The sequence below is a fragment of the Myroides gitamensis genome, assembly GCF_029894455.1.
GTDB classification, from domain to species: Bacteria; Bacteroidota; Bacteroidia; order Flavobacteriales; family Flavobacteriaceae; genus Flavobacterium; species Flavobacterium odoratum.
In genome coordinates this window covers 2,143,594-2,156,640 of record NZ_JARYHN010000001.1, presented here as the reverse complement: position 1 = coordinate 2,156,640, position 13,047 = coordinate 2,143,594, and the positions used below count along the sequence as shown (strand labels likewise).

Genomic DNA, 13,047 nt, shown 5'->3' with positions numbered 1-13,047 from the left:
ATGATTTTGCGGAGTTGAAATGTTAAAATAATAGATTGTTTTGCGTTGTTATATCTGTTGATTTTGGTTTGTTTATTTGTTAAATTTTAATATAAAATAACTTTTTGTTTGCATGTTAATTAATATTGGTTAACTTTAGTAGAAACAATGTAATGAATGAGGTGTTAAAATGACGAGGGAAGCATTGAATGTATGTTTAGGTTTAATCAATTAAAACAGTGTGTTATGGCAAAAAATGATTTATTTAAGAAAGATTGGTTAGATATTGTATTTGCAGGTAGAAATAAGCAATACGGAGCCTACAAATTACGTCTAGAAAGTCCAAGAACCACACTCGTAGCCTTAGGAAGTGGGTTGTGTTTATTCGCTTTTGTATTTGTAGCACCAACAGCTATTTCTTCTTTCTTTGAAGAAGAAAATGAATTTGCAGGAGGGGAAATTATTTATTGTGATTTTGGTCCTTTAGATGAGCCACTAGAACTTGTTGATGTGGTTATGCCGAAAGAAGAAGTAGAAGAAGTAAAACCAATAGTAGAAGAGCCTAAAACAGAGGAGGCGAGTGCGCCTGCTTCTAGTATGGATGTAGAGCGATTTACGATTTTAGAAGTAGCACCGGCAGATGAGATTACGGAAGAACCAGCAAAGCAAGAAAACTTAGTAGATGTTTTGATTGGAACTACAACAATAGAAGGGAATGCGGCGGGTAGTATTTTGGTAACTGAAACGCCTGGTAAAACAGAGAATGGAACTGGTACAACAATAGGCACCGATGAAAGAGAGGGGGGAAATGAGATTGTTCACTTCACCACTGAAAGAGCAGAGCCATTAGGAGGAATGGCTAATTTTAGCCAAATGTTTATCTCTAAGTTTCGTGCAATACACGTACCAGATAATACACGTAAAGTACAAGTGATCTTGTCTTTTGTTGTAGAAAAAGACGGTAGTATCACAGATATTAAAGTATTGCGTGATCCTGGATATGGTACAGGTACAGAGGCTATTCGCGTATTAAAGAGCATGCCGAAATGGAAACCTGCGCGTCAGGATAATAAAACAGTACGATCTCAATTCACTTTACCCATAACGATTCAGGTGCAGTAAAGCGAGATAAATTGATAGATAGGTTTATAAATGACAAAAGCGATCCATGGATCGCTTTTGTTGTATAGTAAAGGTTGTAATTAGTCTCTTGAAATTCCTCTTGAGATTACAATTTTTTGAATCTCAGATGTTCCCTCGTAGATTTGGGTGATTTTAGCATCACGCATCATACGTTCTACATGATATTCTCTAACGTATCCATTTCCACCGTGAATTTGAACTGCTTCTATGGTTGTATCCATTGCTGTTTTAGAAGCAAATAATTTAGCCATTGCACCAGAAACCGAAATATCTTGACCTGCATCTTTTTCAGCTGCAGCTTTTAAACATAACATTCGAGCTGCAGAAATTTGAGTAGCCATATCAGCTAATTTAAATGCAATCGCTTGGTGATTGATAATTTCTGTTCCAAATGCTTTGCGCTCTTTGGCGTATTTTAAAGACAATTCATAGGCCCCTTGTGCAATTCCCAAAGCTTGAGAAGCAATTCCAATACGACCTCCATTTAATACGTTCATCGCAAAAGCGAAACCAAATCCGTCTTCACCAATTCTGTTTGCTTTAGGTACTTTTACGTCTGTGAATAATAAAGTATGAGTATCAGATCCGCGGATTCCCATTTTTTGCTCTTTTGCTCCAATTTCAAATCCAGGTAATCCTTTCTCTACGATAAAAGCATTAATTCCCTTGTGTTTCTTCTCCGGGTTTGTCTGTGCAATTACAATGTAGAAAGAAGCTGTACTACCATTGGTAATCCAGTTTTTTGTTCCGTTTAATAGGTAGTAATCTCCCATGTCAACGGCTGTTGTTTTTTGCGATGTAGCATCCGAACCTGCTTCTGGCTCAGATAAACAAAAAGCTCCGATTCCTTCTCCTGAAGCTACCTGAGTTAAGTATTTTTCTTTTTGTTCTTCGTTTGCGTATTTTTCTAAACCTGCACAAACTAAAGAGTTATTAACAGATAAAACTACAGCTGTAGAAGCGTCAACCTTTGCAATTTCTTCCATTGCTAATACATAAGATACGCTATCTAATCCACTTCCTCCATACTTTGGATCAACCATCATCCCTAAAAATCCAAGCTCTCCTAATTTCTTAATCTGCTCTGCTGGGAAAATTTGATGTTCGTCTCTTTCAATAACACCTGGTAATAATTCAGTGTGCGCGAAATCACGAGCAGCTTGTTGAATCATTAGTTGTTCTTCTGTTAATTTAAAATCCATTGATTGTTTATTTTATGCTTTGTAATCTGAAAAATTTATGAGTTCAAATATAGCGGAATAATATCAAATATTCAATTACTATGCGTAAATTTATACCTATGAAAAATAGTCAATATCGAGTTATCGGGATCATGTCTGGCACCTCTTTGGATGGAGTAGATTTGGTGTATGTTACTTTGTCTTTGCATCAAGGAGCGTGGTCCTTTGAAATTGAACAAGGCCAAACGATTCCGTATACGGAAGCTTGGAGAAAGAAGCTCAAAACAGCAATTACCTTAAACAAAGCAGAACTAGATGTTTTGGATGAACAATATACGGTGTATTTGGCACAAGTGATTACTGCTTTTATTCAAGAGCACGCTTTAGAATCTATTGATTTTGTTTGTTCCCACGGACATACGATTTTACATCGTCCAGATTTGGGGTATACGGTTCAAATTGGAAATTTATCCATTTTAGCCGATTTGATTCAGCATAAAGTCGTGTGTGATTTTCGCGTACAAGATGTGTTGCTAGGAGGACAGGGCGCACCTTTAGTACCGATTGGAGATCGTTTGCTTTTTAGTAGCTATGATGCCTGCTTAAATCTCGGTGGCTTTGCCAATGTTTCCTATGAGAATCACTTGAACTATCGCATTGCTTTTGATTTGTGTCCTGTGAATGTATTGCTTAATGAACAAGCAAATAAATTGGGATTATTGTATGATGCAGCAGGACAAAAAGCACGAGAAGGAGTAATATGCAATTCTTTATTAACTGCATTGAATGGATTAGACTATTACAGTAAAACACCTCCGAAATCACTGGGAATTGAATATGTAACGAGCAATATTCAGCCGTTAGTTGAGTTGTATCCAAATACGGCAGAAGACTACTTGGCAACTTTTGTGGAACATATCGCCATGCAAATCGCACAAGGAATTCCTTTGCTGAAACACGCGAAAATTTTAGTAACAGGTGGTGGCGCTTTTAATACCTATTTGATGGAGCGCATTCGCTATTACGCACCTACTTATCAATTTGATGTTCCTCAAACGTTGTTGGTTAATTATAAGGAAGCGCTAATTTTTGCATTGTTAGGTGTACTTAAAGTGAGAGATGAAGTCAATACGCTAGCTAGTGTTACGGGAGCCCAATACGATCACAGTGCGGGTATTATCTACGATATTTTTGATCCGGTCTGGTAAGGAAGGGGAGATTTAAAAACGTTAATCTGCTTGTTTGGCACAATAAAAACGCCCTATCTTTGATTTGCTTTTGCTCAAACGAAAGTGTTTTGTGGTGCTTTTTTTGTGAAAGCGATTGAAAAAGAATGATTTAAATTAATTAATTATAGCGGATAGTAACCCCTATTTTTTGACTTATGACCTATCAAGAAACTGTCTTGTGGATGTTTGAACAACTTCCCATGTACCAACAGCAAGGAGCAATCGCTTATAAAGCTGATTTATCGAATATAGAAAAATTAGCTGCACATTTGAACCACCCTGAAAAGGAGCTTAAAACGTTACACATTGCCGGTACTAATGGCAAAGGATCAACTTCATCTATGTTAGCTTCTATTTTACAAGAAGCAGGGTATAAGGTTGGTTTATATACTTCCCCTCACTTAAAAGATTTTAGAGAACGTATTAAGATTAATGGGGAAGAGATTACAGAAAATTTTGTTGTTGATTTTATTGCGACCAATAAATCGTTTTTTGAACGAGAGTCATTGAGTTTTTTCGAAATGACGGTTGGGATGGCTTTTGAGTACTTTAAAGAAGAGCAAGTAGACATTGCGGTTATTGAAGTGGGAATGGGCGGACGATTGGATGCAACGAATATTATTACGCCTTTGGTCTCTGTGATTACAAATATTGGAAAAGATCACGTGGCTTTTCTCGGAAATACATTAGAAGAAATTGCAGGAGAAAAAGCAGGGATTATAAAGAAAGGTGTTCCCGTAGTGATTGGAGAATATGTGGACGAAACGAAACCCGTTTTTATTGCCAAGGCAAAAGCTGCGCAAAGTCCGATTTATTTTGCTTCAGAAACATATGCTTCTAATACATGGGCATCTGATCTAAAAGGAATCTACCAACAAAAGAATATACGCACCGTTCGTCAAACGATCGAATTGTTGCGCAAAGACTTCGTGATAACAGAAGAGAATGAAAAAGAAGGATTAAATCACGTGGTGGCTCATACAAAATTACAAGGGCGCTGGCAGGTATTACAAGAAAATCCGAAAGTTATTGCAGACACAGCACATAACGAACATGGGATTGCAATTGTGATGGAACAGCTCAAAACGGAAAAATACGAACAATTATACTTCGTTTTTGGGGTAGTCAACGATAAAGATTTACAAAGTGTATTGCCTTTTTTACCGAAAGAGGCTAAATATTTCTTTGCCAAGCCAAATATTTTTCGTGGATTAGATGGAAATATTTTAGCAGCGAAAGCAAAAGAATTTGGATTGGAAGGAATGGTTTGTGATTCAATACCAGAAGCTTATGCAAAAGCGAAGGCTGTTGCTAAGGCGGAAGACTTGATTTATATAGGGGGAAGTACTTTTGTCGTAGCAGAAATTTTATAAAAAAAAGTTTCAAAAAGCTTGCAAACATAAAATCCCGTCGTATATTTGCACCCGTAATCAACACATGATTACACGTTCATTAAGAAAGGGCGATTAGCTCAGTTGGTTCAGAGCATCTCGTTTACACCGAGAGGGTCGGGGGTTCGAATCCCTCATCGCCCACCATTCTTACACATATTGAAAATATTCCGAATTTATAGAAATATATATTAGGGCGATTAGCTCAGTTGGTTCAGAGCATCTCGTTTACACCGAGAGGGTCGGGGGTTCGAATCCCTCATCGCCCACAATATTTTAAAATAAAAGTTAATTCGGGCGATTAGCTCAGTTGGTTCAGAGCATCTCGTTTACACCGAGAGGGTCGGGGGTTCGAATCCCTCATCGCCCACAATATTTTAAAATATAACGATAATAATTCGGGCGATTAGCTCAGTTGGTTCAGAGCATCTCGTTTACACCGAGAGGGTCGGGGGTTCGAATCCCTCATCGCCCACAATATTTTAAAATACAACGATAATAATTCGGGCGATTAGCTCAGTTGGTTCAGAGCATCTCGTTTACACCGAGAGGGTCGGGGGTTCGAATCCCTCATCGCCCACAAGAAAAAAGCCTATTCATTGCGAATAGGCTTTTTTTGTTTATAGCTACTACTTCCCGTTTAACTATTTAGTTAGATGAAAAAGTGGGGGAGACTTCAAAATAAATCTTCTTTTTTGATTCATTTACCCAGTTCAGTTGCCTCCTCAACGTTGGAGCGACATCCATCCCATAAATTAAAAAAAGTGCTCCTAGCAAATCGGTTGATTTGTTCGTTACTGTTTTATATTCTTTTACTTCTATTTTTTTCTCTTGCTGGTGATAAAAAACACACTTTGAGGATTTTTGATAATAATTTAATCTTGCATTGAGGTTTGTTTGTATTTTTAAGTTAAAATATTAGAAATTATTTTAATTTATCTATGTTTTAAGGTAATTTCGATAGTGTTAATGATAAAATGATATTAGATTACATGTTGATAGAGAAGATAGGTAATAGAATCTAATAGAGGATTAATTATAATTGCTAGTATTATGAAAAGAAAATTATTTGCTGTGGCATTTTTTATGGGGTTTTGGGGAGCTTATTGTCAGGTTGGTATTGGAACGCGTTCACCAAATGTATCATCAGAACTAGATGTCGTTTCGAACGACAAAGGGATTTTAATTCCCCGTGTTGCTTTAACTTCTACGAAGGATACTAAAACGATTAGGGGGAACGATGGGAATGGTTATGAAAATAGCCTTTTGGTATTTAATACTCTTGCGCAAAACGACATTACACCAGGATACTATTATTGGTATCAAGATAAATGGATGCGTATTTTAGATAAAGAAGCGTTGGAACAATACCTTACAACGTATGCAGGGAATGTGCATTATGATGGAAATACGTTGACTTTTGTCAATGAAAATGGGGATACCGTTACAATGGATATGACTACCATTATTCAAGGTAGTGAAACGGTAACTACTTTGGTGAAAGACCCATTAAACAATGGAAAATATATCTATACCAATGAGGCCGGTGTAGAAGTGGTGATTGATGTAACAACGGAGGTGACGAATAACTTTGAGGAAATCATCAACAGAACGGAAGTTCAAGAGGTTTTAAATCAATACATCACAGAGAATGGCGGTAACATCCACTACGATGGTGGTTCATTTACCTATCTAGATGAGAACGGGAATACGGTTACTATGGATATGACTACGATTATTCAAGGCAGTGAAACGGTAACTACTTTGGTGAAAGACCCATTAAACAATGGAAAATATATCTATACGAATGAGGCCGGTGTAGAAGTGGTGATTGATGTAACAACGGAGGTGACGAACAACTTTGAAGAAATCATCAACAGAACGGAAGTTCAAGAGGTTTTAAATCAATACATCACAGAGAATGGCGGTAACATCCATTATGATGGTGGTTCATTTACCTATCTAGATGAGAATGGGAATACGGTTACCATGGATATGACTACGATTATTCAAGGCAGTGAAACGGTAACTACTTTGGTGAAGGATCCATTAAATAATGGAAAATATATCTATACCAATGAGGCCGGTGTAGAAGTGGTGATTGATGTAACAACGGAGGTGACGAATAACTTTGAGGAAATCATCAACAGAACGGAAGTTCAAGAGGTTTTAAATCAATACATCACAGAGAATGGCGGTAATATCCATTACGATGGTGGTTCATTTACCTATCTAGATGAGAATGGGAATACGGTTACCATGGATATGACTACGATTATTCAAGGCAGTGAAACGGTAACTACTTTGGTGAAAGACCCATTAAACAATGGAAAATATATCTATACGAATGAGGCCGGTGTAGAAGTGGTGATTGATGTAACAACGGAGGTGACGAACAACTTTGAAGAAATCATCAACAGAACGGAAGTTCAAGAGGTTTTAAATCAATACATCACAGAGAATGGCGGTAACATCCATTATGATGGTGGTTCATTTACCTATCTAGATGAGAATGGGAATACGGTTACCATGGATATGACTACGATTATTCAAGGTAGTGAAACGGTAACTACTTTGGTGAAGGATCCATTAAATAATGGAAAATATATCTATACAAATGAGGCTGGTGTAGAAGTGGTAATTGATGTAACAACGGAGGTGACGAACAACTTTGAAGAAATCATCAACAGAACGGAAGTTCAAGAGGTTTTAAATCAATACATCACAGAGAATGGCGGTAACATCCATTATGATGGTGGTTCATTTACCTATCTAGATGAGAATGGGAATACGGTTACCATGGATATGACTACGATTATTCAAGGTAGTGAAACGGTAACTACTTTGGTGAAGGATCCATTAAATAATGGAAAATATATCTATACAAATGAGGCTGGTGTAGAAGTGGTAATTGATGTAACAACGGAGGTGACGAACAACTTCGAAGAGATCATCAATAAAACGGAAGTTCAAGAGTTGTTGACACAAGTGATCAATAACAACGGCGGGAATGTTCACTTTGATGAAGGAGGTTTTACCTATACAGATGAAAATGGAGCTTCTCAAACCGTTGATTTAACTACGATTGTTCAAGGCAGTGAAACAGTTACTACGATTGTCAAAGACCCATCAGGTACTTATACATATACGAATGAGGCTGGTGTAGCGATGGTGATTGACGTACAGGCAGATGTTGTCAATAACTTCGAAGAGATCATCAATAAAACAGAAGTTCAAGAGTTGTTGACACAAGTGATCAATAACAACGGGGGGAATGTTCACTTTGATGAAGGAGGTTTTACCTATACAGATGAAAATGGAGCTTCTCAAACCGTTGATTTAACTACGATTGTTCAAGGCAGTGAAACAGTTACTACGATTGTCAAAGACCCATCAGGTACTTATACATATACGAATGAGGCTGGTGTAGCGATGGTGATTGATGTACAGGCAGATGTTGTCAATAACTTCGAAGAGATCATCAATAAAACGGAAGTTCAAGAGTTGTTGACACAAGTGATCAATAACAATGGGGGGAATGTTCACTTTGATGAAGGAGGTTTTACCTATACAGATGAAAATGGAGCTTCTCAAACCGTTGATTTAACTACGATTGTTCAAGGCAGTGAAACAGTTACTACGATTGTCAAAGACCCATCAGGTACTTATACATATACGAATGAGGCTGGTGTAGCGATGGTGATTGACGTACAGGCAGATGTTGTCAATAACTTCGAAGAGATCATCAATAAAACAGAAGTTCAAGAGTTGTTGACACAAGTGATCAATAACAATGGGGGGAATGTTCACTTTGATGAAGGAGGTTTTACCTATACAGATGAAAATGGAGCTTCTCAAACCGTTGATTTAACTACGATTGTTCAAGGCAGTGAAACAGTTACTACGATTGTCAAAGACCCATCAGGTACTTATACATATACGAATGAGGCTGGTGTAGCGATGGTGATTGACGTACAGGCAGATGTTGTCAATAACTTCGAAGAGATCATCAATAAAACAGAAGTTCAAGAGTTGTTGACACAAGTGATCAATAACAATGGCGGGAATGTTCACTTTGATGAAGGAGGTTTTACCTATACAGATGAAAATGGAGCTTCTCAAACCGTTGATTTAACTACGATTGTTCAAGGCAGTGAAACAGTTACTACGATTGTCAAAGACCCATCAGGTACTTATACATATACGAATGAGGCTGGTGTAGCGATGGTGATTGATGTACAGGCAGATGTTGTCAATAACTTCGAAGAGATCATCAATAAAACAGAAGTTCAAGAGTTGTTGACGCAAGTAGTAAATAATGTTGGTGGAAATATGACGTACGATGGTACTGGTTTTACGTATAGAGATGAAAATGGTGATACTGTTGCGATGGATATGTCAACCTTTATTCAAGGAAACGAAACAACGACTACTTTAGTAAAAGACGCTTCAGATAACGGGAAATATACCTATACCAATGAGACTAATACAACTGTAGAATTAGATATTCCTACAGACGTGATTAACAATTTTGAAACTATTGTTGCTGATGCTAATGTAGAAAATTTACTACAACAGCTTGTAGTTAAATCGAATACTCTTGTAGAAACAGCGGCAAACTATGTTGTATTAGATGCAGATACTACTATAATAGTAGATGCAGAAACAGCAGATGTGACGATAACCTTGACCAGCAGCTACCTCTGAAAATAAAGGACGAATGATTACAATTCGAAAAATAGATGAATCAGATAATGCAGTCAATTTTAGTCAGCAAATTAAAACAAGTAAAACAGAAGGTTTTACTTCTATTAATTTTGGTATTACTGTTAATATTCAAAGTAATGGAAGTGTTTGGTATATGATTAATTAATAAGTTTTTTTGGATTTTAATAAAGGTTGTGTGAAAAAATAAAAGTTATGAATAAAGAAGTAAAAAAAATAATAGCGATACTATTATTCGGATTAGGGACAACATACTTTGCTCAGGCGCAAATAGCCACTCAAAAAATAGGGCAAAATCCGATGAACATGAATGCTTCAGCGGTACTAGAAGTAGAACATAATCGCAAGGGAGTTTTATTTCCCCGAGTAGCTTTAACTGGTTTGGAAGATAGAACAACTATAGCATCACCAGCGAATGCACTGACTGTATTTAATACTGTCAAAGCAGGAACAGCCCCCAATGAGGTGACTGCAGGATACTATTACTGGAATGCTACAGGAAGCAAATGGGTGAAGCTACTAAGTCAAGAAGATGTTGTGGCTAGTGATACAGGTGGTCCTTGGAATAAACAAGGAACAACAACTTCAGCTACTTTGAATACCGAGGATATCTATCAAATGGGAAGTCTCGCAATTGGAGCAACTACGATATTGCCCGTAGTAATTGGTACAACGAGTATACAACCTAAGCTACATATCGAAGGAGATGTATCTACTACGGGTAAATACTATACGACCAATAGTATGTATGCAGATTATGTATTTGAAAAATATTTTAATGGCAGTTCAACCATTAATGAAGCGTATGAATTCAAATCGTTGGCTTATGTAAAGGATTTCGTTAAGAAAAATAATCACTTACCTGGAGTAACCCCTATTGGTGATTTAGCTAAAAGTGATGCGGGATATACCTTTGATCTAACTGAATTAACGATTCAAAGTTTAGAAAAAATAGAAGAATTGTATTTGCATGTAATTGAGCAGGAGGAAGAATTAGGGCTACAGCGAACTGAAATAGCATTTTTAAAGAAAGAAATGGAAGTAACAAAAGAGCGCTTGGAAAAATTAGAAGCAGTGAAAAAATAAGAATTTGAAATTAGTTCCAATACACCATAGGATAGGTTTATTGGAGAAGAGTAAGGGTATACTTGCCTGTTTCTCTTGCAGTTGTTTTTAACTCTTTTTAGTTGAAATGGAATACATGTCTTTGGAAAAGATGATTATGGTAATGGTATGACTGAAAGAGTAGGAGATGGCACTTTAGAGATAATACAAAGAGAATAAAGGAAATAGTACCCTTACTATTTGAAGATGAAAGGTACAATTGCTCTATATCTAAATTTAGGTATAGGGCAATTGGCATATAATATTCTTGGGAATACCTTATGTTTTTTTAAGAAAAAACAAAGCAAAAAGACAGACGATAGTACTTCATATAGATTCACTTTTTAGCTAAGATCTTTTCTGCCATTGCATCAAAAATGTACTAGAATGACTCAATTAGTAGTAGGCTTATCGGGATAAAATAAAAAAGCGTAACTTTTGATTATAAAATTTCCTTTTATCTATTTTATTCATGATAAAATAAGAATTATCTTTGCCTATTAAATTTTGTTAACGATGTTGAATCAGATTTTAACTCCTCAGATTATAAAAGCAGCCCAAGAGCTGTATTATGTAGTAATTGATAAGGTAGAATATCAAGTTACTCGAAAAGAATTTGAAGGAGATATTACAGTTGTTATTTTCCCATTTTTAAAACAGATTAAAGGTAATCCTATAGAAATAGGAACCAAAATTGGTGAATATTTAGTTGAAAACACAGCTGAAATAGAACGGTTTAATGTCGTAAAAGGATTTTTAAATTTAGTTGTTTCTGATGCGTATTATTTATCTTCATTCACTTCAATGTATGGAGAAGCACATTTTGGATACCAAACACCAGAAGCAGATGATAAAGCAGTATTGGTTGAATATTCTTCACCTAATACGAATAAACCTTTACACTTAGGACACGTTCGAAATAATTTACTTGGTTTTTCTGTAGCTGAAATTTTAAAAGCTTCAGGAAAGAAAGTGTATAAAACACAAATTATCAACGATAGAGGAATCCATATTTGTAAGTCAATGCTGGCTTGGCAAAAATTTGGTCAGGGAGAAACTCCTGAATCAACGGGATTAAAAGGAGATAAGCTAGTTGGAAATTACTATGTGAAATTCGATATCGAGTATAAGAGCCAAATCAAAGAGTTGATGGCGAATGGGATGACGGAAGATCAAGCGAAAGCTGAAGCACCAATCATCAAAGAAGCCAAACAAATGCTATTGGATTGGGAAGCAGGTAAACCAGAAGTCATTGAGTTATGGAAAAAGATGAACCAATGGGTGTATGATGGTTTTGCCGTTTCTTATGCAAACTTAGGTATTGATTTCAATAAAAACTATTACGAAAGTGATACGTATTTACTTGGAAAAGATGTTGTTGAAGATGGTTTAGCTCGTGGTGTATTCTTCAAAAAAGAAGATAATTCCGTATGGATTGATTTAACCGATGAAGGATTAGATGAAAAATTAGTACTTCGTGGTGATGGAACTTCCGTTTATATGACGCAAGATATTGGAACAGCAATTCAACGTGTAAAAGATTTTCCAGATATTGGAGGAATGGTTTACACCGTTGGAAATGAGCAAGATTACCACTTCAAAGTATTGTTCTTAATCTTAAAACGCTTAGGTTTTGATTGGGCAGATAGTCTGTATCATTTATCTTATGGTATGGTGGATTTACCTTCAGGAAAAATGAAGAGTAGAGAAGGTACGGTTGTAGATGCAGATGAATTAATGGAAGAGATGACAAGTACAGCTCGTACGATTTCGGAAGATTTAGGCAAACTAGAAGGATACTCAGAAGAAGAGAAAGAAACGCTATACAAAACCATCGGTTTAGGAGCGCTTAAATATTATATTTTAAAGGTTGATCCGAAGAAACGTATCTTGTTTAACCCAGAAGAATCTGTAGATTTTGCTGGAAATACAGGGCCATTTATTCAATATGCTTATGCGCGTATTCAATCGATTTTGCGTAGAGCTGATTTTGATCTTACGGCGGTTTCTCCTGCTATTGCATTAGATCCAAAAGAAAAGGAAATAATCAAACTATTGGAGGATTTCCCAGAAGTAATTCAAAATGCAGCAAAATCACATAGTCCAGCATTAGTAGCGAACTATGTATATGACTTGGTAAAAGAATACAATTCTTTCTACCAATCGGTTTCTATTCTTGGAGAAGAAGACCTAACGTTGAAAACGTTTAGAGTACAATTATCTCAAAAAGTTGGTTTGGTGATCCAAGACGCTTTCTCTTTATTGGGGATTGCGGTACCAAATCGTATGTAATTA

General features: G+C 36.4%; 8 protein-coding genes and 5 tRNA genes. 12 read left to right on the top strand and 1 reads right to left on the bottom strand.

Translation table 11 applies throughout. The features are described 5' to 3' along the window. The first annotated feature begins 225 nt into the window (after positions 1–225). Positions 226–1,101 carry an energy transducer TonB gene (locus M2306_RS09520; RefSeq protein ID WP_115089676.1) on the top strand — a complete coding sequence of 292 codons (876 nt, stop codon included), beginning with the start codon at positions 226–228 and terminating at the stop codon, positions 1,099–1,101. Positions 1,102–1,181: 80 nt separating this feature from the next. Here M2306_RS09520 and M2306_RS09515 read toward each other — a convergent pair whose 3' ends face one another. Then, entirely contained in the window at positions 1,182–2,324 is a 1,143-nt protein-coding gene (locus tag M2306_RS09515; RefSeq protein WP_002990915.1) for an acyl-CoA dehydrogenase family protein, read from the bottom strand. 98 nt (positions 2,325–2,422) lie between these two features. Between M2306_RS09515 and M2306_RS09510 the strand changes: the two genes are divergently transcribed. The 11 genes from M2306_RS09510 (at position 2,423) to argS (ending at position 13,044) form a co-directional block, all read left to right on the top strand. Next, a complete protein-coding gene (locus M2306_RS09510) occupies positions 2,423–3,511 on the top strand; it encodes an anhydro-N-acetylmuramic acid kinase (protein ID WP_259190632.1) in 1,089 nt (362 codons plus the stop codon). A gap of 176 nt (positions 3,512–3,687) precedes the next feature. Further along, positions 3,688–4,905, top strand: coding sequence for a bifunctional folylpolyglutamate synthase/dihydrofolate synthase (locus tag M2306_RS09505; protein WP_259190633.1), 1,218 nt, complete (start codon positions 3,688–3,690; stop codon positions 4,903–4,905). Between the two features lie 87 nt (positions 4,906–4,992). Further along, positions 4,993–5,070 (top strand) — tRNA-Val (locus M2306_RS09500). A gap of 47 nt (positions 5,071–5,117) precedes the next feature. Continuing rightward, positions 5,118–5,192 (top strand) — tRNA-Val (locus tag M2306_RS09495). A 26-nt stretch (positions 5,193–5,218) separates the two neighbouring features. After that, positions 5,219–5,293: transfer RNA gene (locus tag M2306_RS09490), tRNA-Val, on the top strand. Positions 5,294–5,323: 30 nt separating this feature from the next. Next, positions 5,324–5,398 (top strand) — tRNA-Val (locus M2306_RS09485). A gap of 30 nt (positions 5,399–5,428) precedes the next feature. After that, positions 5,429–5,503, top strand: a tRNA-Val gene (locus M2306_RS09480). Between the two features lie 473 nt (positions 5,504–5,976). Then, positions 5,977–9,630 carry a phage tail-like protein gene (locus tag M2306_RS09475; protein WP_498882836.1) on the top strand — a complete coding sequence of 1,218 codons (3,654 nt, stop codon included), beginning with the start codon at positions 5,977–5,979 and terminating at the stop codon, positions 9,628–9,630. A gap of 13 nt (positions 9,631–9,643) precedes the next feature. Further along, positions 9,644–9,796, top strand: a complete 153-nt coding sequence (locus tag M2306_RS09470) for a hypothetical protein (protein WP_498882835.1) — start codon at positions 9,644–9,646, stop codon at positions 9,794–9,796. Between the two features lie 47 nt (positions 9,797–9,843). Beyond that, complete coding sequence (locus tag M2306_RS09465) at positions 9,844–10,734, top strand: phage tail-like protein (protein ID WP_115089679.1); 891 nt, start codon at positions 9,844–9,846, stop codon at positions 10,732–10,734. 534 nt (positions 10,735–11,268) lie between these two features. Continuing rightward, the gene (gene argS / locus M2306_RS09460) at positions 11,269–13,044 is read left to right on the top strand and encodes an arginine--tRNA ligase (protein ID WP_259189857.1); all 1,776 of its coding nucleotides are present in this window, start codon (positions 11,269–11,271) and stop codon (positions 13,042–13,044) included. The last annotated feature ends 3 nt before the right edge of the window (positions 13,045–13,047 follow it).

Coding starts and splice junctions, on each gene's coding strand:
- M2306_RS09520 (WP_115089676.1), top strand. CDS start 226: ATGGCAAAAAATGATTTATTTAAGAAAGATTGGTTAGATATTGTATTT.
- M2306_RS09515 (WP_002990915.1), bottom strand. CDS start 2,324: ATGGATTTTAAATTAACAGAAGAACAACTAATGATTCAACAAGCTGCT.
- M2306_RS09510 (WP_259190632.1), top strand. CDS start 2,423: ATGAAAAATAGTCAATATCGAGTTATCGGGATCATGTCTGGCACCTCT.
- M2306_RS09505 (WP_259190633.1), top strand. CDS start 3,688: ATGACCTATCAAGAAACTGTCTTGTGGATGTTTGAACAACTTCCCATG.
- M2306_RS09475 (WP_498882836.1), top strand. CDS start 5,977: ATGAAAAGAAAATTATTTGCTGTGGCATTTTTTATGGGGTTTTGGGGA.
- M2306_RS09470 (WP_498882835.1), top strand. CDS start 9,644: ATGATTACAATTCGAAAAATAGATGAATCAGATAATGCAGTCAATTTT.
- M2306_RS09465 (WP_115089679.1), top strand. CDS start 9,844: ATGAATAAAGAAGTAAAAAAAATAATAGCGATACTATTATTCGGATTA.
- argS (WP_259189857.1), top strand. CDS start 11,269: ATGTTGAATCAGATTTTAACTCCTCAGATTATAAAAGCAGCCCAAGAG.